Origin of the sequence: Patiriisocius hiemis (genome assembly GCF_031846325.1) — a bacterium.
In the GTDB taxonomy this organism is placed as follows: Bacteria; Bacteroidota; Bacteroidia; order Flavobacteriales; family Flavobacteriaceae; genus Patiriisocius_A; species Patiriisocius_A hiemis.
Genome location: NZ_JAVRHZ010000002.1, coordinates 290912 through 315095, shown reverse-complemented (window position 1 = coordinate 315095; position 24184 = coordinate 290912). Strand labels below are relative to the sequence as shown.

Sequence of the window (24184 nt, the reverse complement as noted above, 5' to 3'; positions counted from 1 at the left end):
TAGAATTATGGCAGAAGATGTAAAAAACAGATACAGCGACGCAGAATTAGAAGAATTTAAAGTCCTTATCATAGAAAAAATTGAAAAAGCACAAGAACAGTTAGAGCTTATAGAAAGTGCATACCGTAATGATAGTAATAATGGTACAGATGACACTTCACCTACATTTAAAGCATTTGACGAAGGGAGTGAAGTAATGAGTAAAGAAACATCCTCTCAATTGGCAATCCGTCAAGAAAAGTTTATTCGTGATCTTAAAAATGCGTTAATTCGTATTGAAAATAAAACGTATGGTGTTTGTAGAGTTACAGGAAAACTAATAAACCCAGAGCGTTTAAAGTTAGTTCCTCATGCTACCCTAAGTATTGAGGCAAAGAACATGCAGAAGTAAGTGAGCTAGTATTTTTAAAATAATGCGTTTAAAAACGTATCCGGCTGCAAAGCAGACTTCTTAAATAATATAGCCTCATGGGTGTTTATGTCAAAATGATAACGTAAACCCTTTGAGGTTTTTTTAATTATATGAATAAAAGAGTATTAGTCTTACTATTAACTTTTCTTTCTTTTAAAGCACTTTCTCAAAAGAAGCTTCAAAAGGAGTTTGATGCAGCACCTTTTACGAGTGTTGTAATTAATGGACATGAAGCTTCTCTAATCAAAGTGATTTCAGAAAAAAGAGAAACAATAAAAATTAATCTCAATATTGAAGGAGAGTACCACGAAAGTGTTCTGTTAGAGGTTTTTCAGCAAAATGAAGCTTTGCTAGTAGCCCCTGCTTTCACTCCCTTTTTTGAACGCCACAATGACAAATTAGCGGCTCATAAAGTACTTTCGGTCACCCTAGAAATAAAAGTACCCAAAGACTTATTTGTTAGTATTACTTCAAAAAATGCATTTATAGAAGGAATGGGAACTTTTGGTTTCTTTTATGCAGAAACAGACGGTGGAGCTATTACATTAGATAGTTTTATTGGTGATGGAGATATTAAAACAAGCACAGGGAACATTTCTGTAAAGGCTAGTAAAATAGATGTCTCTGGAGCAGCTACCTCTCAAAATGGTATAGTAAAAAATGAACTTCTAAATGGCAATAGATTTGTTATTTATGCTACCAGTTTATCAGGGGATATTGAACTATTAGAAACCAAATAATATTCCTATTTTTGCCGTTTACAAGTGTGTGTAAACCACTTTCTAGAATTTCACCTATGTCATTAAAAAAAGCTTCAATAATCATCTTTGTTATTTTATTAATTGATCAAATATCAAAGATTTACATAAAAACTAATTTTGCTCTAGGAGAAGAGGTTGAGGTGTTTGATTGGTTTAAAATTCACTTTGTTGAAAACCCAGGAATGGCATGGGGAGCAAAAATACCTGGAGAATATGGGAAGTTATTTTTAACATTATTTAGACTTATTGCAATTGTGGGAATTGGATATTGGCTTTGGGATACTGTTAGAAAAAATGCACCAAAAATATTAACCCTATGTGTTGCATTAATCTTTGCGGGAGCTTTTGGTAACATTATCGATTCTGTTTTTTATGGAGTTTTGTTTGACCATAGTACAGCTCAAGTAGCACACTTTTTGCCCGAGGGAGGTGGTTATGCAGGTGTTTTTTATGGTAAAGTTGTAGATATGCTCTATTTTCCACTTTGGGATGGAGTATTGCCAGAATGGATTCCGTTTTTTGGAGGAAAGTACTTTATCTTTTTTGAACCTGTTTTTAATATTGCAGACTCTTCGATAAGCATTGGTGTAATTTTACTATTATTATTTAATAAGAGAGCTTTTCCTAAGAAAGAAGAAGAAAAGGAAAGTAATAATATAGAAAAAGTTAAGGCAACTAACTTAGAATAATATTTTAAAAGTTGTACCCTGTCCCTCTACACTAGTCGCTACTATTGAACCATTAAGAGCTTCAATCTGATTTTTAAGTACAAAAAGACTTGTTTTTAGCTCATTTTCTGGGTTTTCTTCTTTAGTGTATAGGTTAAAAATGTTGTTAACCTTTGTACTTGCAATTCCTACCCCATTGTCTTTAAAAAGCAAGCATTTCTTTCCATTTTCTTTAAAAGTAAATATGTCTAGACCAAGAGTCCTATCTTTTGAGCGGTACTTTATAGCGTTAGAAATCAATTTTCTAAAAATATTTTCAAGAAAACTTGGGATGTATTTAACCTCTGTAACTTCAGAAAAATCTGAGAATATCTCAACGCCAAACTCTTCGATTTCCTCTTGATACTCTTTGTGAATCTTGCCTAGTATTTGAGAAAACTCAATTTTTTGTTTAGGTAACTTAGCTTTATGTTGAATTATAAGTAGTTCATTTAGCTGAGTAAGTGTTTCATTTAAACTACTAGATATTGCAGATATGTTGCCATTTAGTTCTTCTTTTTCTGAAATGTCATTAGTGTATTTTAAAAGCTCTAGAGTCATTTCAAGATTTCCGGCTTGAGACTTTAAATTGTGAGAGATAATTTTTGAAAAATTTATTATCTGATTTTTCTGCTTGGTAACTAATTTTTTGGTTTTTTTAAGCTTCTTTTTTTGTTTAACCTCTTCGGTTATATCTTGAAATACTCCCTGAAGACCAATTATATTATTAGAGCTATCAAAAATGGGTTTTCCAATTGCTTTTGCCCAAAACTTCTTTTTATCATACCGCACCATTTTTATCGTTGTCTTAAAGGGAGTTCCTTTACTACACTTTAAAAAGAGCGACATTGCTTTATTTTTGTGTTTTTTGGTATAGAAAGATAATGCTCCTTTTGGAGTAGTTTTATACGAAGAGGGTAATCTAAGTATTTTTCTAGCTTCATGGTCTAATGTGCTAGTTTTTTCTTTAAAGTTTATGCTCCATCCTCCAGAACCAGTCATGGTCGCCAGTTCTTTGTAATAGAAATCACTAAGATTAGTACGATTCAGGGGCACAACTTTAGCAGTATCTAAGAAGACTTTACTTCTTTTTTGTGCTAAAAAGCTCATAATTCATTTCAATTTGGGGATTGCAATATAATAAAATATTATTAAATTGAAAGAAAAAACTTACAAATCAAGAATTTGGTGCGAGTAAGTTAAATGGATAATAGGGAAGATTTCTTACTACCCAATAAACTACTGCAAGCCCAAAATATCCATAAATAAAGTATTTATTATAAAAAAGCCAAACGCGATATTCAGTTTGGTAGATATAGTTCCAAATCATAATACCTAACCCCCAAAATATTAACGGTAATGATAGCACCATTAGCGGATTAAGCCTAAAAGCCGCTGCAATATCTAAGTGTAATAATTGATGAATAGCCCTTTGTGACCCACAACCAGGACAATGATAGCCTGTTGCAAATTTGAAGGGACATGGAATAAAAAAAGAATGTTCTGAAGGGTTATTAAAATAATAGATTGTTAGTAGCCCAACTATGCTAAAGATTATAACTAATACAACAAGAAGCCTTTTAGAAACCATCTACTCCATTAATTAATACTACAAATAGCATAATTAAAATATAAACAACAAAAATAAGCCCTACACTTAATGCGCTATAGATGCTCCATTTTTTTGCATCATCTGCTGCTTTTTGAGCTTCTTCATGCCTGCCTTGATACCAAAGTTGCTCTACTTTAGAGGCTTTAATAATAGCCACAATACCAAGAGGAATACAACATAAAACAGTTGCAAGTATAGCCCATACAAGATTATTGTCTGGTGGAGGCATTTGATCTTTGTTATACATTTTAAAAAATAATTACATTAAAAAAGCTCTCTAAAAAACTTTAGAGAGCTCAAAAGTATGATTTTAATTTATTTCTAGTAACCGCCTCCAGCTACACCAAGTACAACTACTAAAATAATATATAATACAACTATAATTAGACCAATACCTGCACCCCACATAGAGTATTTCTTAGCATCGTCTGCTGCTTTTTGCGCTCCAGCATGATCTCCTTGTAGCCAAAGCTCTTTAACTTTAGTAGATTTTATAATTGCAACGATACCTAATGGTAGGCAGCAAAGTACGGTACATAATATAGCCCAAACTAAGTTATTATCTGGTGGACTTCCAGCAGGATTGTTTTGTGTTTCCATAATTGGTTTATTTAGTTGTTACTTATTAAAACGACTCTAAATATATAACCATTTTTTTAAAATGAATAGATTTTTTCTGGAGTTATACAATAATGTAAGGGAATATCTATGTTTTCATAGAGTATTTTTTCTTCTGGAGAGAAGAAAGAAAGCCCAATAAACAAACAGTTCTCAGCGCATTTTGCTAAAAAACGGTCGTAAAATCCTTTTCCGTATCCAATCCTATTTCCAGATGAGTCATATACCAAGAGAGGTACAAATACAACTTCTAGCTGTTTTTCTGTTACTATTATTCCCTCTTCAGGCTCAGGAATCCCATATTTTGAAGCCACAAGCTTGGTATTTTCTTGTAGTAAGTAATGTGACATTTCCCCTGTCTCAAAATTAGCTTTTGGAATGATAATGCTTTTATCTCTGCCTTGTAAAATATGTAATAGATAGGAGGTGTCTATTTCTTTTTTGCTTTCAATAGGTAAAAAAATATGATAATAGGTTTTATCCCAAATATTGAGCTCTAAGGCTTTGTTTGCAATAGCTAGACTTCTTTCGTCAATTTCATTTTCTGAAAGTTCTTCTCTACGTTTTAGATACTTTTTTCTAAGCGCTTGTTTGTCCATTATTATATATAGAATCCTTAGTAGAAATATGAAAAATAGCATCTCCTTGATATACAATAGGAGCGTGATTTACATTTATAATATACCCTTCATTAGGCGCTAAAACCTTAAAGCGCATGGTTCCATAGGGGTCTGTAATGGTGGCAAGAAACTCTCCTTTTTCAACATGTTTGTTACAATCAATTTTAACATGTAGTAACCCACTTTTTTGTGCTCTTATCCACTTACTGCTTTCAATAAGTATAATACTTTCAGGTTTTGAAGGTGCCGAAAACTCATCTGCTAACATATTCTTTTCAGAAAGTATTCTCATAACCCCGTCAACACCAGTTTTTACTATATGTTTATTGCTCTCTAATGACTTTCCTCCTTCAAAAAGTAAAATAGGAATATTCAATTTCTTACAAGTAGCTCTATAGGTTTTATCAATATTTGGAGAATGTACTATAAAAGGTGCTCCAAAAGTTTCAGCAAGAGCAGCTAAATTATCATCTTCTTTTGTGATTCTAATCTGTGCTGCATTAAACCTGCTTGATCCTCCAGTATGAAAATCGAGACATAAATCTGCTAAGGGAAGTATTTTTTTGGTGAAGTGGTACGCTACTCTACTCGCTAGTGAACCTGTTTTTGAGCCTGGAAAAACTCTATTTAAATCACGACCATCTGGAAACTCTCTACTAGCATTTAAAAATCCAAAAATATTTAGGATAGGAACACAAATTATAGTCCCTCTTTTGGGCTTATTTATTTTTTTTGCAATGACCTGTCTCACTACCTCAACACCATTTATTTCATCACCGTGAATGCCTGCCGTCATAAGTATTACGGGGCCTGGCTCTATAGCTCTTTCAACAATAATGGGTATTTCTACCTTAGTAGAGGTATATAACTTTGCGAAACTAAAATGAATGGTTTTACTTTCGCCGGGTTTAATTTTTTGATCTAAAATAAAAAGGTCTTCGTTTTTCTCCATCCTTTATACATTTCTTTCAATATACTTAATAATAGTAGTAGCTATATCTTTTCCTGTTGCTTTTTCTATTCCTTCTAAACCTGGGGAAGAGTTTACCTCTAAAATTAAAGGCCCTCTAGAGCTTTGCAATAAATCTACTCCTGCAATTCCTAATCCCATTGCTCTAGCTGCTTTTATAGCAGCAGTTTCTTCTTCATCACTAAGCTCTATAACCGAAGCCGTACCGCCTCTATGTAAATTACTCCTAAATTCTCCTTCTTTTCCTTGTCTTTTCATTGCGCCAACTACGTGACCATCTACTACAAAGGCTCTAATATCTGCACCTCCAGCTTCTTTAATATATTCTTGTACAATAACACGTGCTTGAAGGTTATTAAAGGCTTCAATAACAGACTCTGCTGCTTTTTTTGTTTCAGCTAGTATAACACCAATACCCTGTGTTCCTTCTAGCAACTTTATAATAACAGGAGCGCCTCCAGCTTGGTCTACTATTTCTTTTACATTTTTTGAATAGTTTGTAAAAATAGTTTTTGGCAACCCTAAACCAGCTCGCGATAGTATTTGAAGACTTCTCAACTTATCTCTAGAACGCACTAAAGCAATAGACTCTGTTGTAGTAAAACAACGCATCATTTCAAACTGTCGCACAACAGCCGTCCCATAAAAGGTAACTGAAGCACCAATTCTGGGAATTACAGCATCAACATTCTCAATTTTATTGCCTTTGTAATACACACAAGGATTCTTTTTCTCTATTACGATATCACACTTAGTGTGATTTATAACCTCTATAGTATGTTTTCTTTTTGTAGCTGCCTCTATCAACCTATTTGTAGAATATAAATTGGGGTTAGCAGACAATATCTTGATGTTCATTGTTTAGTTTTTTTGGAATTTTTTTTATTTTTCTTAAGCAATTTTTGTTCGTTCTTTAGTTTCAGCTTATAGGATAAATTAGTTTTCGTTATATCTACAACAAAGCGTTTGAGTAAAAACTTTCTTCCTATTAAGACAGGATATTTCATGTCTTTTCTATCGCTTAATGTTAGGTGTATAGGATGTGTTTTTCCAAAAAGTTCAACCTCAGTTAAAATTCTATATCTAACTTGTGTTTGTCCATTACTACTTTTTACAACTTTTACGTCATATTCGTCAAAAATGAACTCTTTTTCGTGATATGAAGGGTGGTTTTTGTCTAAAAACACACATTTTAGGTAATTATCTTCAATTACAACATTTTTACAATGTATGCTTGAAGTGTATGCTCCGGTATCTATTTTAATATCTATGTCCTTTATGTTTAATAAAGGGAAATCTACTTTATCTACTCTTCCTATTTTTCGTTTCAACGCCATCTATTTTAGTCTATGCAAGATACTAAAATAGATATGCAAGCAAGAGGTAAGATGATTGATTTAAAGAATTTTTAGCGTTTATTTCGCTCTATATAACCAATGATGCTTTTAGAAATATTTATGCCAGTTGTTTTTTCAATTCCTTCTAGTCCAGGAGTAGAATTTACTTCAAGAACCAAAGGTCCATTGGTAGAGGGTAAAATATCTACACCACAAACTCCTAAGCGTAATGCTTTTGCCGTTTTTAGTGCTAAACCTTCTTCCTGATGCGTTAACTTTACAGGAGTTGCACTACCACCTCTGTGCAGGTTGCTTCTAAAGTCACCTTCTTTACTTTGCCGTTTCATTGCAGCAACTACAACTCCATCTACAACAATAGCTCTAATATCTGCTCCATTAGATTCTTTGATAAATTCTTGTACAACAAACCTAACTTTTGTGGCTTTTAAAGTTTCTATGGTAGATATAGCAGATTGGTAAGTTTCGGCAAGTATTACACCTTCACCGTGTGTGCCTTGCAATACTTTTATAATAACTGGATTATTACCAAAGGCATCTAATATTTTTTTTGTTGAAAATGCCTCTCCAAGATATGTTTTGGGGACAGGAATGTTTTGTCTTGACAGTATTTGAAAGCAAGTCCATTTATTTCTGGACTGCAAAATAGCTTCTGCGGTAACAACACAAAAAACACCCATAGCCTCAAAATGACGCACTAATGAAGATCCATAAAAGGTATTAGAGCTCCCAATTCTAGGGATTACAGCATGTAAATCGTCTACAATTTCATCACAATAATAAAGAACAGGTTTGTTGTTTTCTACAGCAAGTGTACAATGCGTAGGGTCTAATACTTCCATCTCGTGGTTTCTTTTAAGACCAGCGTTTAAAAGGCTTTGTGTAGAGTAGAGTCGCTCTCCACGAGATAAAACGGCAATATTCATTTTATAAAATTACTGTTTGCAAGATATAAAAAAGAATAGTGCCGCTTTTATTGGTGCTTAAAAGTTTATAGTTACTTTCCCTCTAATAAAAAAAGGAGTTCCGGGTGTAAAGTGTATTTCTTCGACAGGTTCTGGCTCGTTAAACAACCTACTTTCGGTTGCAAATTGTGTTTCGTTCCATTCTGTATCAAATAAATTCTCAATAGCAACTCCAAAAACAATATTTTTGTAGGTATAGTTGAGGTTTAAGTCCGTTACAAAGTATCCCTCAGCTACAATACTATTGTCTTCATTAGCAGGGCGATCTTTAATATATCTATAATTGAGACCTCCAGAAAAATCACCAAGATTGTTTATAGTAATTCCTCCAACAGATGTTAAGTCTGGTGCAAGTGGAATAAAATCTGCTCCTTCTGGTTCTTCTGTACTTCTTGCATAGGTATAATTAATGTCACCAAAGAGATACAGCCAATCTGTAGCTTCATATCTCATTCCAAAATCTACACCTAGCCTTCTAGACTTACCACTAGGCTCTACAATACCAGCATCTCCAACATACACAAATTCTTGATCTAAGAATAATGTCCAGAGTGTCGAAGTCACTATTAAATTGTCTGTAACTTTATAAAGCGCACCTACATCAGCACCATAAGCTGCTGGCAAAATGTCCTCACCACTATTAGCAACTACCACTCTTGCATCATTAGAGTGAAATCCAATTCCAGTTTTTGCAAAGAGTTGTAAGTTATTTGTTGGGCTATAGGTTACATTTAGCTTTGGACTAGCAAAAACCTTGCTTTCACTTCTATTATCATAAGTTTCAGTTAAAAAATTCTCATAATCAAACTTGAAATAATCTAATCTAACCGAAGGATTTATAGATACATTCCCAAAGTCTAATTCAGTATTTAAAAAAGTATATCCATTAATTTGATCAACATTTCCAAAAGCTAGCCTTTCTAAGATTTCATCTCTGTTTTTGGTTCTAGATAAGGCAACATCATTTACATCATCGTATCGAACACCCACTCCAGCTGTATATTCAAAATCAAAGGCATCTATGGTTTTTATCTTTTCAGAAAAAGCAGTAGAAAAACCTAAGATATTTCGGTCTTCACTTTGTGCAATTTGGTCACCATTTACAGGGTCTTCTAAGAAAAAAGTAAAGTTTGAAAATAGCTCAAAATCATAATGGGTATAAAAAGCTGTAGAGGTTAGCTTCTGGTTTTCAGCAAGTACTTTTGTGTGATTTACAAGCAAATTGGTTCTACTTGTATTTCCACCCTCGGTATCATCTATTGCGCCAAACCTACCAATAAGTCCTGCATCAACCGCTCTTTGTGGAATTTGCCCAGAGGCATCCCATTTACTTTGAAAATGTGATGCTGTTAGCGTAAGCTCTTGATTGTTAGGAAGCCAATAGTTGTACCTCCCCATAATGTTAAATCTATTAAAGTTTTGAGGGGAGTCAAAGGGGCCGTCAAATGTATTGAGGGATGTTGCTACATACGCATTACTAGCTTTTGTATCTAGTAAATTAAACATCCCAACTGTTCTTAGCGAATTAAAATCACCATACTCAACAGAAACAGAACTCTTGTCCAGTTGCTTTTTTGTTTTAAAGGCTACATAACCAGCAGTTGTAAAATCGCCACGCTCTGCATAATAAGGTCCTTTTCCAAAATCTATGGTCTCTATGGTTTCTGGAATTATAAAATGCAGGTCGCTATACCCTTGTCCGTGTGCGTGTGACACCATATTTACAGGTAATCCATCTACGCTTAGATTAATATCTGTACCATGGTCAATATCAAACCCGCGTAAAAATATTTGCTCTGCTTTACCACCTCCAGCATGTTGACCAATAAACAAGCCTGGTACTCTTCGTAATATTTCTTGGGAGTTTCTAACAGGGTTGTTTTTTAAATCTATTTCAACAATTTGATTTAAAGTATTTATCTCTGGGGTTAATACAATTTGTCCTAACGAAACTGTAGCCTTTGCTAAACTTACAGTAATGCCTTCTTGTAGGTTTTTATTGGTTATAGTAATTATGGTAGTTTCATATCCTAAATACGAGATATAAATTACATCATTAATTGATACGTTTTCCAATACAAATACTCCATTAGCATCTGTGTGTGAATGAGAACCTTTGTTTTTATTAAATACTCCTACGTCCTCAAGTGGAGTGTTGTTTTGGGTGCGTACCTTACCTTCTAGCACTTGTGATTGCATCACAGCACAGCAAAGCACTAGTACCCAAAAATATACTAGTTTCATAACTATAATTTTAATTATTAATGAGAGGCTCTCCTAGTAGTTTTTACTAGAAAGAGCATGAAGTTTGTTATGTAAACGAGTGTTTGGGAGGAGGTAATTCTAGTGTAAGGTAATTTATGTACCCACTAGTTCTATAAAAAAAGTTATATATATATGGTAGTAAGAGTCGTTGTTCTATTTCGGTATTTTCTTCAGAAAAGTGTTTGTCGTATTTTACAAATTGAGATTGTGTTTTGTGGTCATTAGTAGTATTAGTCAATACTTTTTTTAGAAAAGAAAGTAGTTTATGCTCATGAGAGTGTGAGTGGTCATGAACATGATTATTTTTTGAAGCTACCGTATGACTGTGACTATGGGAATCTATTTGAGTTAAAGCATGAGAGATTGTATGAAACCCTTCAAGCAGCGGTTGTTGAATAGGAGAAAGAAGATATATAAACGCCAAAAGCAAAATGCTATAGCGTTTAATAAAGCTTACTTCTTTTTTGTTTTTCATAGGTAGGTTAATCAATCTATAGTAAATTACGTAAACTCAGGTAGAGCCGTTTTTAAAAAACCCCTTTTTAACCCTCTTTTAACATAATTAAGAACGGTAGGATTCGTTCAAAATAAAATACCCTGTATCTTTGAGTGTATGGCAGAAGCTTCCGTTACATTACAAATCTCTACACTCCCTGAGGCTCCAGGAGTGTATCAATATTATGATAAAGACGGTAAGTTATTGTATGTAGGAAAGGCAATTAACTTAAAAAAAAGAGTAAAGTCTTATTTTACAAAACAACACGACAATGCTCGGACTAGACTACTAGTAAAACGCATAAAAAACATAAAACATATTGTTGTTGAAACCGAGACGGATGCATTATTATTAGAAAACAACCTTATAAAAAAGTATCAGCCTAAGTATAATGTAATGCTCAAGGATGATAAATCTTATCCATGGATTTGTATTAAAAATGAACGATTCCCAAGGGTTTTTCCAACACGGAGGTTTATTAAAGATGGCTCCGAATACTATGGACCTTACACAAGTATGAAAACGGTACATACGTTACTAGATTTAATAAAAGGATTGTACCCCTTGCGAACCTGTAATTATGACCTTGCTGAAGAGAAAATTAAAGGGGGTAAATATAAGGTTTGTCTAGAATACCATCTTGGTAATTGCTTAGGACCTTGTGAAGGAAAATATACAGAAAGTGTGTATAACGAGAACATCGAAGCTATACGAAACATTATTAAAGGAAACTTTAAAGACTCACTTACAGGGTTTAAAAAGCAAATGAAACAGTTTGCTCAGGATCTTCAGTTTGAAGATGCTCAACGTATAAAAGAAAAAATTGATGTGTTAGAAAACTATCAATCCAAATCTACTGTAGTTAATCCTAAGATAAATAATGTAGATGTCTTTAGCATTATAAGTGATGAGAGTTATGGGTATGTTAATTTTTTACAAGTTTCTTTTGGTGCAATCATTAGGTCGCATACTTTAGAGATAAAGAAAAAACTAGATGAGAGTGATAAGGAGTTATTGCAATTAGCTGTTATAGAACTTAGGCAACGATTTAATTCTCAATCTAAAGAGATTTATGTTCCGTTTCCAATTTCAGCAGAAGAAGGAGTAAAAGTACATGTCCCAAAAGTTGGAGATAAAAAACATATTTTGGATTTATCCACCCGTAATGCCAAGTACTATCGGATGGAGCGTTTTAAGCAAGCAAAAATTGTAGATCCAGACAGACATACTAACCGTATTATGGCGCAGATGAAAAAAGATTTACGCCTTAGTGAAGAGCCTCGTCATATTGAATGTTTCGATAATAGTAACATACAAGGAAGCCATCCCGTAGCCGCATGTGTAGTATTTAAAAATGGAAAACCAAGCAAGAAGGACTATCGTAAGTTTAACATTAAAACAGTTGAGGGCCCCGATGATTTTGCATCTATGGAAGAAGTGGTGTATAGACGGTATAAAAGACTTAAAGAAGAAGAGCAACCCTTACCGCAACTTATCATCATAGATGGGGGGAAAGGACAATTATCATCAGCTTTAAAGAGCTTGGATAAACTAGAGTTAAGAGGTGAAATAGCTATTGTTGGAATTGCTAAAAGATTAGAAGAATTGTTTTACCCTGATGACCCAATTCCGTTGTATTTGGATAAAAAGTCCGAAACGTTGAAGATTATACAGCAACTGCGTAACGAAGCACATAGATTTGGAATTACATTTCATAGAGATAAAAGAAGTAAAGATGCACTAAATACTGCTTTAGAGACTATTCCTGGGATTGGAGAAAAAACGGTGATAGAATTATTAAAACAATTTAAAAGCACAAAAAGAATTAAAGAAGCATCTTTTGACGAGTTAGCAAATGTTATTGGAACAAGTAGAGCAAAAAAAATAATAACACACTTTCAAAAGTAGGTTTAAATGTTTAAAAAATCACATACAGCTTATTTATTAGCCTTTCTGTTTCTATGGATTGGGAATTCTTGTTTTTCTCAAGAAGAACAAGAAGATTTAAAAGTAGGCTTGGTTTTAAGTGGCGGTGGTGCAAAAGGATTGGCACACATTGGAGCGTTAAAAGTTATTGAAGATGCTGGGGTTAGAGTAGATTATATAGGAGGGACAAGTATGGGAGCTATCATTGGCGCCTTGTATGCTTCTGGGTATAATGCCAGAGAATTGGATTCTATTTTTAACCAGTTAGAATTTAGTTCTTTAATACAAGATGAAATTCCTAGAAGTGCAAAAACATTTTATGAAAAAGATGAAAGTGAGAAATACGCTCTAACACTACCATTTGATGATTTTAAAATAGGATTTCCATCTGGACTTTCCAAAGGTCAAAATGTATATAACTTGCTTTCAAAACTCACTTCACATGTTAACGATGTAGAGGATTTCAGCAAGCTGCCAATTCCGTTTTTTTGTGTCGCTACCAATGTTGAAACCGGAAAACAACTTATCCTAGATAAAGGGTATTTGCCTAGAGCAATTTCAGCAAGTGGCGCATTACCATCACTTTTTAGTCCTGTCACAATTAATGAACAAGTGTTAATAGATGGTGGTGTGGTAAATAACTACCCTGTAGATGAATTAAAAGCTAAGGGGATGGATGTAATTATTGGTGTTGATGTACAAGATAGTTTACGTACAAGAGAGAATCTAAAATCTGCTTTTGAAGTGCTAATTCAGATTAATAATTACCGTACTATTAATGATATGAAAAACAAGATTGGCAAAACAGATGTTTATATTAAGCCAGATATTGAAGATTTTACAGTAGTTTCATTTGATGAGGGAAGAAAAATTATAAAAGCTGGCGAAGAAAAAACGAATAACCAGAGAGTTAAACTTGAAACAATAGCAAGGAAACAAAAGAAAAAAACCAAAAAAGAAGTAACATTTAATACAGCAAGTGAATTATTTATTTCAGATATAACTATTGATGGAAATGTAAAATATACCCGCTCTTACATTTTAGGTAAACTCAAACTAAGAACAAACGATTTTGTTAACTATAGCGATTTTAATTTGGGAGTCAATAACCTTTCTGCAACAGGTAACTTTCAAAGTATAGACTATCAATTTTCAGAAATTGAAAAGGATAAATATGTGGTTAATTTTGTTGTAAAAGAATCTGATTCTAATACCTCGTTGAGGTTGGGAGTTCACTATGATGACTTATACAGAACAGCTGCCTTAATAAACTTAACTCGCAAAAGAGCTTTAACAAATAACGATATTGTTTCATTCGATTTTATTATTGGAGATAACATACGCTACGACTTTAATTATTTTATAGACAAGGGCTACTACTGGAGTATTGGTTTTAATTCTAAATTTAGCTTCTTTGATAAGGACATTCCTTTTAATTCAGAAGAATTTTTAGAAAGCGCAAACACCCAAATTAACAGGATAGATATTGAATATACAGACCTTACCAATCAATTGTATGTAGAAACTTTATTTAGACGTAGCTTTTTATTGGGCATAGGTGCTGAACATAAATGGTTACGACAGTTGTCCGAAACTATTGGTATAGACGAGGACAATAACCCAAGAACAATTTTTGAAGATACAGATTATTATAGTGCGTTTGGGTATTTAAAGTATGACACATTTGATAACAAATTTTTCCCTAATAGTGGTATCTATTTTGAGGGTGATTTCCATTTATATCTATTCGCAAATGGTATTAATAAAGACTTCGATGAGTTTTCTATTGCGAAGGCAAAAGCCAGCTACGCACATTCTTTTTCTAATAAATTATCAACTGTTATCTCCTCAGAAGGAGGTTTTAAAATAGGTAACGAAGCAACAACTTCTTTAGACTTTTCTTTAGGGGGGTATGGATTTAAACAATTAAACAATATTATACCATTTTATGGCTACGAAGCACTAAGCTTAAATGGAGACACTTATTTAAAATCCAGCATTACATTAGATTATGAGGTGGTAAAAAAAAACCATATAAATGCATTTGTAAACATTGCTAATGTTGGTGATAACCTTTTTGAAAATGGTCAATGGATAGATGGTATAGATTATAGTGGATTTGGTGTTGGGTATGGTGTAGAAACCTTTTTAGGCCCTGTTGAAATTAAGTATTCATTTTCTCCAGAACGGGATGAAGGAGAATGGTATGTTAGCGCAGGATTTAGGTTTTAATTTGAAATATGAGATTCTCCTAAATTTTTTAGATATTTGTATATGCCTAATAATCGTTGGAAAAACCTACTAGTGTATCTTAAATTTCTTTTAAAAAGAAATCCAGAGTGATTTACGTTTCTCAAAAACTCGTACCTTAGTAGGAGTTTAGTTTTCAGTATTTTAAATTGAAAAAATAAGACGTAAATTAAAACAATATGCCATTTTATCATAAACTAGGGAAAATACCTCCCAAAAGACACACACAATTTCGTAAACCTGACGGTAGTCTCTATGCAGAACAACTTTTTGGAACCATTGGCTTTGATGGTATGTATAGTAACTCTTATCATGAACAAAGACCAACACAAGTAAGAGAAATTAAAAATCAATACTCTGTTGCTCCTAAAATTTCAAAACCAAATAACTTGAAATCATACCGTTTTAGAGGCTTTCAAGTGCCACAAGAAGACGATTACCTAAAAAGCAGAAAAGCAGTTTTAACCAATAGCGATTGTACTATCATATTGGCAGCTCCTAAAAAATCTCAAGAAGATTACTTTTACAAGAACACCGATGCAGATGAGCTAATTTTTATCCACAAAGGAGCAGGTACTCTTAGAACACACCTAGGTAATTTAGATTTTAAATATGGAGATTATTTACTTGTACCTAGAGGTGTCATCTACAAAATGCAATTTAACGATGAAGATAATAGGTTGTTTATTGTAGAGTCTAGAAGGCCTATTTATACCCCAAAAAGATACCGCAATTGGTTTGGACAATTATTAGAACATTCTCCTTTTTGCGAACGTGATATTAGAAAACCAGAAACTTTAGAAACCTATAATGAAAATGGAGACTTTTTAATGAAAATTAAAAAGCAAGATGAAATTATAGAAATGGTGTATGCTTCGCACCCGTTTGACGTAGTTGGATACGATGGGTACAACTATCCATATGCCTTTTCGATTCATGATTTTGAACCCATTACAGGCCGGATTCATCAACCACCACCAGTACATCAAACATTTGAGACAGATGCTTTTGTAGTATGTAGTTTTGTACCAAGACTATACGATTATCATCCGTTAAGTATCCCAGCACCATACAACCATAGTAATATTGATAGTGATGAGGTATTGTACTACGTAGATGGGGACTTTATGAGCAGAAATGATGTAGATGCAGGACATATTTCATTACATCCAGCAGGGATACCTCATGGGCCACACCCTGGATCTGTAGAGCGAAGCATTGGTAAAACAAAAACAGACGAGTTAGCTGTAATGGTAGATACTTTTAAACCACTAATGGTTACTGAAGAAGCAATGAAAATTGCAGATGAAAGTTACCACCAATCTTGGTTGGATGATGAAAAATAAAAAAGAAAGCACCCCACAGGCTAGGGCTATGTGGTAATTATTTTTATTGGCTTAATTATAAGTTAAGCGTTGGTAAAACCACTTGGTTTTCAGATCAATTCAAAATAATTTTAAAAAAACAATCATGGCAAGAGAAATAAAAAATTTAAAAGATTTACAAAATACAGAGTACGGACTTAAAAAACTGTTTGATGAAGCAGAGGACTTCCTACCTCTTTTAGGAACAGATTATGTCGAGTTAATTGTTGGTAATGCGAAACAAGCAGCACATTTTTATAAAACAGCTTTTGGATTTCAATCCTTAGCATATGCAGGATTAGAAACAGGTTTAAAAGACAGAGTGTCCTATGTACTACAGCAAGACAAAATACGTCTAGTATTAACATCGCCGCTTAACAAAGGAGGAGATCTTAATAGGCATCTAGATGAGCATGGAGATGCAGCTAAAGTAATTGCCCTATGGGTAGATGACGCTACAAAATCTTTTGAGGAAACAACAAAACGAGGTGCAAAACCTTATTTAGAACCTACAAAAGTAGAAGATGAGCATGGGCATATTATAAAGTCTGGTATTTATACTTATGGAGAGACGGTGCATTTATTTATTGAAAGAAAAAATTATAATGGTGTTTTCCTTCCAAACTTCGAAAAATGGGAGTCTCATTACAACCCAGAACCAGTAGGGTTAAAATTCATAGACCATATTGTTGGAAATGTAGGTTGGAATGAAATGAATAAATGGTGCGAATTTTATGCAAAAGTCATGGGGTTTGCACAAATAATCTCTTTTGCAGACGATGATATCTCTACAGAATATACAGCTCTTATGAGTAAAGTAATGAGTAATGGTAATGGACGTATAAAATTCCCGATAAACGAGCCAGCTGAAGCTGAGAAGAAATCACAAATTGAAGAATACCTTGATTTTTACAATGGACCTGGAGTACAACATCTAGCTCTTGCAACAGATGATATTGTTGCTACTGTGGCAGCCATGCGTGATAGAGGAGTGGAGTTTTTATATGTTCCAGACACCTATTACGATGATATTTTAGAACGAGTTGGTGAAATAGATGAAGATGTAGAAGTGCTTAAAAAACATGGTATCTTAATAGATAGGGATGAAGAAGGGTACTTACTACAGTTGTTTACCAATAACGTATTAGATAGACCAACTATGTTTATTGAAATAATACAACGCAAAGGAGCGCAATCTTTTGGAGTAGGAAACTTTAAAGCACTTTTTGAAGCAATTGAAAGACAACAAGCTAAAAGAGGAACACTATAATATCTTCAAAACCCCTATCGTTTCTATGATAGGGGTTTTGGAACAGTCCTTGTAATCATATCTTATGAATACAAATTTTGCTAAATGAAAAAAGTAGTTTTATACCTTTTCTTACTATGTGTTACTGGGATTAGTTTTGCCCAACAAAAAGCCTATGATGACGGCGAGTGGTTTAAATTTAGAGTGCATTATGGGTTTGTTACTGCAGGATATGCAACCTTAGAAGTAAATAAGACAACGCTAAACAACAAAAACGTTTACCATATTAAAGGTTATGGTAAAACAACAGGGATGTCACGCTTATTTTTTAAAGTAGAAGATAATTACCAGTCGTATGTTGGAGTTAACAATGATCTGCCATATCGTTTTATCCGTAAGATAGATGAAGGGGGATATACCAAGGATATTCAAATAGACTTTAACCACAATACTCAAATTGCAAAAGTTAATAATAAGAAAAATAAAGAAGTAGACTATGTAACTTTTCCAAAAGAAGCTCAAGACATGGTATCTGCCTTTTATTACCTACGTAATAATCTTGATATAAATACAATTAAGCCAGGTGAGACTCTAGATATGGATATGTTTTTTGATAAAGAAAACTTTAAGTTTAGATTAAAGTTTTTAGGTGAAGAGACCATTAGAACAAAATTTGGGAAAATTAATTGTTTAAAGTTTAGACCCTATGTGTCTGCGGGGAGAGTATTTAAAGAGAAAGAAAGTCTAACCGTTTGGGTAACCAATGATGAAAATAAAATGCCTGTTTTAATAAAAGCAGATTTAGCAGTAGGTTCATTAAAGGCTTCAATTTCAGAGTTTAAAGGTTTAAAACATTCATTTAAAATTGTAGTTGATTAATATAGAATTTACTTTTAAAACCAACCTTTATGAGTACAATTGACGAAAAAACATTATTAAAAGTTGAAAAACTTTCAAACAAGTTTAAAAACTCTGGACAAGATTTGGGGGCCTATCTCGATGGGTTGCTCTATGATAGATATCTAACATACTGGGATTACATTCATCTTGACACACTATTAAGTCTTCAGATACCTAAAACACATTTTCCAGACGAAAAAATATTTATAGGGTATCATCAAATCACCGAACTTTATTTCAAACTTATTATTCATGAGATAAAACAAATTGTAGATGATAAGTTACAGCAAGCAGATTTTTTCAGAAAAAAACTGGAGCGTATAAATAGATACTTTAGGATTCTAACAGATTCTTTTGATGTCATGGTTATGGGAATGGATCGTGAGCAGTTTTTAAAATTTAGAATGTCCTTATTACCTGCAAGTGGATTTCAATCGGCTCAGTTTAGAATGATAGAAATGTACTGCACTCCTTTAATTAACTTGGTGCACCCATCTGTACGCAACGATTTTTCAGAAAACGATTCTATAGAAAAGCTTTTTGAAAATATTTACTGGAAAAAAGGAGGTATAGATTTAGAAACTAAAGAAAAAACACTCACTTTAAAACAATTTGAATACCGGTATACGCCTAGATTTATTCGTATCGCAAACGAAATGGTAAATAGTACACTATATCACAAATACATACAACTTCCAGAGAAAGAGAAAAAAAACGAGCAGCTCATAAAAGAATTAAGAAATCTAGACGTTACTGTAAACGTAAATTGGCCCTTAATGCATATGGGCGCAGCTCATAGGTACTTACGTAAAGAAGGAAAAGCAGTTAAGGCAACTGGAGGGACTAATTGGAAAGAATTTTTACCGCCAAGCTTTCAAAAAGTGTATTTTTTTCCTAATCTTTGGACTCAAATTGAAAAAGAAGAATGGGGTAAAGAGTGGGTGACTCATACCTTTAATACCAAATAATATATTATAGCATTGAAAAAACTAGGATTGTTTGTACTATCGTTAACACTTTTATTGGCATGCGATAAAGAGAAAGATGATGTAATTGAAGAACTAGTTATAGAAACCCCAAAAATTGTTGAAGAGTACGGCTATGTGCTTGACGATTTCAATGTAATTAGAGATACGGTACAAAATGGAGATACCTTTGGAGCCATATTAGATGCAAATGGTGTTTCTCAAGCAAAAATTTTTGAAGTAGCAAACAAGTTTAAAGATAGCTTTGACGTACGTAAAATTGTTGTTGGAAAACCCTATGTGCTTTTAAACTCTAAAGACTCTCTTAACAAAACCCAAGTTTTTATTTATGAAAAAAACAAAGTGGACTATGCTGTTATAGACTTTAGAGATTCTCTCAACATCTATAATGACAGTAAGCCACTAACTATTATCGAAAAAGAAGCTTCAGGTATTATTACCAGTTCACTATCTCAAACTATGGCAGAAAACAATCTAAGCCCTTACATGACAGATAGACTTGCCAATATTTATGCGTGGACTGTTAACTTTTTTGCATTACAAGCAGGAGATAGGTTTAAAATTATTTATACTGAAAAGTTTATTAATGATACCATTCCAGCTGGTATAGATGAAATTAAAGCTACTTATTTTGAGCATAAAGGAAAACCGCTATATTCATTTAATTACCAATCAGACTCTATTGAAGATATACGTGATTTTTTTGATGAAAATGCAAATAACTTACGTCGTGCTTTCTTAAAAGCTCCAATTGAGTTTAATTATAGAATTTCTTCAAAATATAATTTAAAAAGAAGGATAGCATATTATGGATATAAAATACGGCCACATAAAGGAACCGATTTTGCAGCTGGTATTGGGACTCCTATTATAGCAACTGCAGATGGTACCGTTACTAAATCTGAAAGAAGAGGAGGTAATGGTAATTATGTAAAAATTAAACATAACAACACTTACGAAACGCAATATCTACACATGAAAAAACGTAAAGTACGTGTTGGAGAGTATGTTCGCCAAGGAGATGTAATAGGTTGGGTGGGTATGACAGGTAATACCGGAGGCCCTCATGTTTGTTATCGCTTTTGGAAAAATGGAAAACAAGTAGACCCATTTAAAGAAGACTTGCCTTTTTCAAAACCACTACCTGCAGAACTGCATGAAGATTACTTTAAATTTATTGCTCCAATAAAAGAACAGATTGACTGTATTACATATTAACTCACTCTTTTACAGTTGTTAATAAAACAGTTACTAAGTTTGTTTCTGAAATTCAAATAGTTACACACTTGTTTGTATCTTCAATAAGAAATAATTTCTTGACAATTTCTTAACCTGACTGCATTAATACAATAACATTCTAGAGGTATTTTTGCAATAAATTAAACAACTAAAACTATGAGAAAATTTTTACTCTTAATTTCATTTTTGATGTTAGCAGTAACTGCTTCCTTTGCACAAGGGGTTACTACTTCATCTATTAACGGTAAAGTGGTTGACGGAAACGGAGAACCTTTACCAGGAAGTAACGTTGTTGCTATCCATACACCATCTGGTACTTCGTATGGAGCAATTACAGATTTTGACGGATTCTACAGAATTCTTAACATGCGTGTAGGAGGTCCTTACACTATTACATATACGTATGTAGGTTTTGAAGATGTAGTTAAAAATGACATTTACCTTCAATTAGGAAATGCAGAAAAGATTGACATACCAATGAACGAGTCTGCAAGCGAACTTGAAGAAGTGGTAATTACTGCTGTTAGAGGTGGTGTTTTTGATTCTGGTAAAACAGGAGCAGAAACTAATGTATCCTCTAGAGAGATAGCTACTTTACCTTCTGTTTCGAGAGGTCTTGGTGATTTTGTTAGAAAAACTCCACAAGCCCTAGTTGCAGAAAATGGATCTATTTCTTTAGCAGGTCAAAATAATCGTTACAATGCTATTTACTTAGATGGTACTGTAAATAATGATGTATTTGGTCTTGCTGCTTCTGGAACTAATGGAGGTCAAACAGGAGTAAATCCTTTATCAATTGATGCTATTGAGTCTTTTCAAATTAACCTTTCTCCTTTTGATGTAAGACAGTCTGGTTTTTCAGGAGGTGCTATTAACGCAATTACACGTTCTGGTACTAACAAAACAGAGGGGTCTGCATATTTTTTCTTCAGAAATCAAGATTTAGCTGGAAAAACTCCAGGTGCAATTGAGACAGATACTAGAGAGAAATTAGCAGATTTTTCAGCTCAACTTTATGGAGCTAGAATAGGAGGAGCAATTGTAGAAGATAAACTATTCTACTTTGTAAATTATGAGAGACAAGATGAGGAAACTCCACAACCATTTAACTTTAGTGAGTATAGAGGAGACTCTTCATTAGAAGATATTAACGCATTGCGTCAAGGCTTAATTAACACATTTGGTTATGACCCGGGAGATTTTGCAAATAACATAGCAACTTTAACAAGTGATAAGTTAGCTGTAAGATTAGACTGGAATGTCGATGATAAAAACACAATTACTGCAAAGCATAATTACGTAAAAGCAGAACAGGAGTCGCCTAATTCAAGTAGCTCCTCTTCAATAAACTTTTTTAATAGAGGTATCTTCTTCCCATCTACAACAAACTCTACTAGTTTAGAGTGGAGTACAAGTAATGGTAGTAACCTTGCAAATAACTTAATTATTGGTTATACAACTGTAGTAGATGATAGAGATCCATTAGGGAGTCCTTTCCCGTCTGTGACAATTAGAGATGGTGATGGTAGTTTCTTTTTAGGTGCTGAGCCATTTTCAACTGCAAATATTCTTGAGCAAGATGTATTTACAGTAACTAATAACTTCTCGGTTTTTTCTGGAGCACATAGTTTAACATTTGGTGGAAACTTTGAATATACAGATGTTAGAAACGTTTTCTTTGGACAAAACTTCGGTAACTATACATTTAATAGTTTAGCAGACTTTAACACCTACCTAGATGGTACACAAGGAAACGAAGTGCCTGTAGAAGACTATGCATATGGATACTCTTTAATAGGTGGATTAGGAGACGAGAGTCAAGGAGCAGCAGAGTTTAATTACTCTCAATTAGGCTTCTATGTACAAGATGATATAGACTTTACAGATGACTTAAAAGTTTCTCTAGGATTACGTGTAGATGTACCATTTTTTGAAGATGGTTTAGCAAACGATGATTTTAATAACAGAACTATTCCTTTATTAGAGTCTTTTGGAAAAGACTTACAAGGTGCCAGAGCTGGTAAAGCAATTAATAGTAAAGCACATATCGCACCAAGAGTAGGATTTAACTGGGATGTAAATGGTGAGAAGAAAACTCAAGTACGAGGTGGTATTGGGGTATTTACTTCTAGAGTACCTTTAGTATGGCCTGGTGGAGCATACAGTAATAATGGGGTGTCTCAAGGATTTGCAGCAGACTTTTTACTAGATGGAGATGTATTCTTTAACCCAGATCCAACGAATCAACCTGTGCCAGATGGACAAGAAGTTGGTTCAGGTTCTGTAGGAGGAAATGTAGATTTATTTGCAGCAGACTTTAAATTGCCACAAACAATGAAGTATAATATTGCTGTAGATCAAAAGCTGCCTTTATGGGGATTAGTTGCCTCTGCAGACTTCTTATATAATGATGTAATTACAAATGTGTTCTACGAAAACTTAAATGTAAAAGGACCTGTTGGAACTTTAAATGGAGCAGATAATAGACCTTTTTACAATAGATCTGACGAAATTGATGATACATACGGTAGAATTATTTTAGGTTCTAATACTGGATTAGGATATTCATATAATGCGACTGTAAGTCTTACAAAGCCATTTAGTAATGGTTTTTCAGGACAGGTAGCATATACGTATGGTGAAGGTGAGTTTGTTTTTGAAGGAACTTCTTCTCAAAACAGTAGCCAATGGAGAAATAGAATTACTGTTAATGGTAAGAATGCAGACCCAATAGCTACAAATTCTCAATTTGCAACGGGTCATAGACTTTCTGCAAATGCATTATACGAGATAGATTGGAATGATAATATTAAAACTACGTTTGGAGTGTTCTATAACGGTCAAGAAGGAAACCCATACAGCTTTACATACAATGAAGGAACAGATTTATTAAATGATGACTCTAGAGATAATGCACTTATATATGTTCCAGCTAATCAAAGTGAGATTACACTTGTGCCGCTTGAAAAAAATGGTGTAATTATATCGCCACAAGAGCAATGGGAAGCATTAAATCAGTTTATTGAAGGTAATGAATACCTAAGAGGAAGAAGAGGTAAATATGCTGAGGTTAACGGAGATAGAGGTCCTTGGAATCATATTATAGATTTAAAGTTTTTACAAGACTTTTCTCTAAATGTTGGTGAGAATAAACACACGTTCCAAGCATCATTAGACATTTTTAACTTTACAAACCTTTTAAACAAGGATTGGGGAACTAGAAAGTTTATTTCTAGCCAAATAGGATTATTAACTACTGAGTCTGGAGGTCCAGATCCAGAATTTACATTTGACCCTGATTTCTTAGAAAGAGGAATTGAAGATATTGATGATAGTGGTATACAATCTTCTAGATGGCAAATACAAGTTGGTTTACGTTACTTATTTAACTAAACATAAATTAGTCTTTAATACTATAACCACCATGGTAACATGGTGGTTATTTTGTTTTTATATACTACCTTTGGGAGGTAACCAAAATATTGCAAT

22 protein-coding genes are annotated in these 24184 nt (G+C 33.5%); 11 read left to right on the top strand and 11 right to left on the bottom strand.

Annotation, left to right across the window (positions count from 1 at the left end):
• Nucleotides 1-7 precede the first annotated feature (7 nt).
• The 3 genes from RM538_RS05575 (at nucleotide 8) to RM538_RS05565 (ending at nucleotide 1862) form a co-directional block, all read left to right on the top strand.
• The gene (locus RM538_RS05575; protein WP_311332414.1) at nucleotides 8-391 is read left to right on the top strand and encodes a TraR/DksA family transcriptional regulator; all 384 of its coding nucleotides are present in this window, start codon (nucleotides 8-10) and stop codon (nucleotides 389-391) included.
• A 131-nt stretch (nucleotides 392-522) separates the two neighbouring features.
• The gene (locus RM538_RS05570) at nucleotides 523-1152 is read left to right on the top strand and encodes a hypothetical protein (protein ID WP_311332413.1); all 630 of its coding nucleotides are present in this window, start codon (nucleotides 523-525) and stop codon (nucleotides 1150-1152) included.
• 56 nt (nucleotides 1153-1208) lie between these two features.
• The gene (locus RM538_RS05565) at nucleotides 1209-1862 is read left to right on the top strand and encodes a lipoprotein signal peptidase (RefSeq protein ID WP_311332412.1); all 654 of its coding nucleotides are present in this window, start codon (nucleotides 1209-1211) and stop codon (nucleotides 1860-1862) included.
• Here RM538_RS05565 and RM538_RS05560 read toward each other — a convergent pair.
• The 11 genes from RM538_RS05560 to RM538_RS05510 form a co-directional block, all read right to left on the bottom strand.
• Nucleotides 1854-2990, bottom strand: coding sequence for an ATP-binding protein (locus RM538_RS05560; RefSeq protein ID WP_311332411.1), 1137 nt, complete (start codon nucleotides 2988-2990; stop codon nucleotides 1854-1856). The genes RM538_RS05565 and RM538_RS05560 overlap by 9 nt on opposite strands.
• Before the next feature lie 67 nt (nucleotides 2991-3057).
• The gene (locus tag RM538_RS05555; RefSeq protein ID WP_311332410.1) at nucleotides 3058-3471 is read right to left on the bottom strand and encodes a DUF2752 domain-containing protein; all 414 of its coding nucleotides are present in this window, start codon (nucleotides 3469-3471) and stop codon (nucleotides 3058-3060) included.
• Nucleotides 3461-3739 carry a CD225/dispanin family protein gene (locus tag RM538_RS05550; RefSeq protein WP_311332409.1) on the bottom strand — a complete coding sequence of 93 codons (279 nt, stop codon included), beginning with the start codon at nucleotides 3737-3739 and terminating at the stop codon, nucleotides 3461-3463. The genes RM538_RS05555 and RM538_RS05550 overlap by 11 nt, the downstream gene beginning before the upstream one ends.
• Before the next feature lie 74 nt (nucleotides 3740-3813).
• The gene (locus tag RM538_RS05545; RefSeq protein WP_311332408.1) at nucleotides 3814-4092 is read right to left on the bottom strand and encodes a CD225/dispanin family protein; all 279 of its coding nucleotides are present in this window, start codon (nucleotides 4090-4092) and stop codon (nucleotides 3814-3816) included.
• Between the two features lie 56 nt (nucleotides 4093-4148).
• A complete protein-coding gene (locus RM538_RS05540; protein WP_311332407.1) occupies nucleotides 4149-4709 on the bottom strand; it encodes a 5-formyltetrahydrofolate cyclo-ligase in 561 nt (186 codons plus the stop codon).
• Nucleotides 4690-5682, bottom strand: a complete 993-nt coding sequence (locus tag RM538_RS05535; protein ID WP_311332406.1) for a succinylglutamate desuccinylase/aspartoacylase family protein — start codon at nucleotides 5680-5682, stop codon at nucleotides 4690-4692. The genes RM538_RS05540 and RM538_RS05535 overlap by 20 nt, the downstream gene beginning before the upstream one ends.
• Before the next feature lie 3 nt (nucleotides 5683-5685).
• A complete protein-coding gene (gene rimK, locus RM538_RS05530; protein ID WP_311332405.1) occupies nucleotides 5686-6558 on the bottom strand; it encodes a 30S ribosomal protein S6--L-glutamate ligase in 873 nt (290 codons plus the stop codon).
• Nucleotides 6555-7031, bottom strand: a complete 477-nt coding sequence (locus tag RM538_RS05525) for an ATP-dependent zinc protease family protein (RefSeq protein ID WP_311332404.1) — start codon at nucleotides 7029-7031, stop codon at nucleotides 6555-6557. Before RM538_RS05525 ends, rimK begins: the two co-directional genes overlap by 4 nt.
• 77 nt (nucleotides 7032-7108) lie before the next feature.
• Nucleotides 7109-7981, bottom strand: a complete 873-nt coding sequence (locus RM538_RS05520; RefSeq protein ID WP_311332403.1) for an ATP-grasp domain-containing protein — start codon at nucleotides 7979-7981, stop codon at nucleotides 7109-7111.
• Nucleotides 7982-8038: 57 nt separating this feature from the next.
• A complete protein-coding gene (locus RM538_RS05515; protein WP_311332402.1) occupies nucleotides 8039-10264 on the bottom strand; it encodes a TonB-dependent receptor in 2226 nt (741 codons plus the stop codon).
• A 67-nt stretch (nucleotides 10265-10331) separates the two neighbouring features.
• On the bottom strand, nucleotides 10332-10760 hold the full coding sequence (locus RM538_RS05510; protein ID WP_311332401.1) for a hypothetical protein: 429 nt from the start codon (nucleotides 10758-10760) through the stop codon (nucleotides 10332-10334).
• Nucleotides 10761-10898: 138 nt separating this feature from the next.
• Here RM538_RS05510 and uvrC point away from each other — a divergent pair, with 138 nt between their 5' ends.
• The 8 genes from uvrC to RM538_RS05470 all read left to right on the top strand — a co-directional run bounded on the left by uvrC (nucleotide 10899) and on the right by RM538_RS05470 (nucleotide 24088).
• The gene (gene uvrC / locus RM538_RS05505) at nucleotides 10899-12689 is read left to right on the top strand and encodes an excinuclease ABC subunit UvrC (RefSeq protein WP_311332400.1); all 1791 of its coding nucleotides are present in this window, start codon (nucleotides 10899-10901) and stop codon (nucleotides 12687-12689) included.
• Between the two features lie 6 nt (nucleotides 12690-12695).
• Complete coding sequence (locus RM538_RS05500; RefSeq protein WP_311332399.1) at nucleotides 12696-14939, top strand: patatin-like phospholipase family protein; 2244 nt, start codon at nucleotides 12696-12698, stop codon at nucleotides 14937-14939.
• A gap of 197 nt (nucleotides 14940-15136) precedes the next feature.
• On the top strand, nucleotides 15137-16303 hold the full coding sequence (locus RM538_RS05495) for a homogentisate 1,2-dioxygenase (RefSeq protein ID WP_311332398.1): 1167 nt from the start codon (nucleotides 15137-15139) through the stop codon (nucleotides 16301-16303).
• Between the two features lie 124 nt (nucleotides 16304-16427).
• Nucleotides 16428-17591, top strand: a complete 1164-nt coding sequence (gene hppD / locus RM538_RS05490) for a 4-hydroxyphenylpyruvate dioxygenase (protein WP_311332397.1) — start codon at nucleotides 16428-16430, stop codon at nucleotides 17589-17591.
• A gap of 84 nt (nucleotides 17592-17675) precedes the next feature.
• Nucleotides 17676-18449: a DUF3108 domain-containing protein gene (locus RM538_RS05485; RefSeq protein ID WP_311332396.1), complete on the top strand. Its 774-nt coding sequence runs from the start codon at nucleotides 17676-17678 to the stop codon at nucleotides 18447-18449.
• A 29-nt stretch (nucleotides 18450-18478) separates the two neighbouring features.
• On the top strand, nucleotides 18479-19438 hold the full coding sequence (locus RM538_RS05480; protein WP_311332395.1) for a tryptophan 2,3-dioxygenase family protein: 960 nt from the start codon (nucleotides 18479-18481) through the stop codon (nucleotides 19436-19438).
• A gap of 12 nt (nucleotides 19439-19450) precedes the next feature.
• Entirely contained in the window at nucleotides 19451-20674 is a 1224-nt protein-coding gene (locus RM538_RS05475) for a peptidoglycan DD-metalloendopeptidase family protein (protein ID WP_311332394.1), read from the top strand.
• Nucleotides 20675-20851: 177 nt separating this feature from the next.
• Nucleotides 20852-24088 (top strand): TonB-dependent receptor, encoded by a 3237-nt coding sequence (locus RM538_RS05470; RefSeq protein WP_311332393.1) that lies wholly within the window; start codon nucleotides 20852-20854, stop codon nucleotides 24086-24088.
• Nucleotides 24089-24184: the final 96 nt, after the last annotated feature.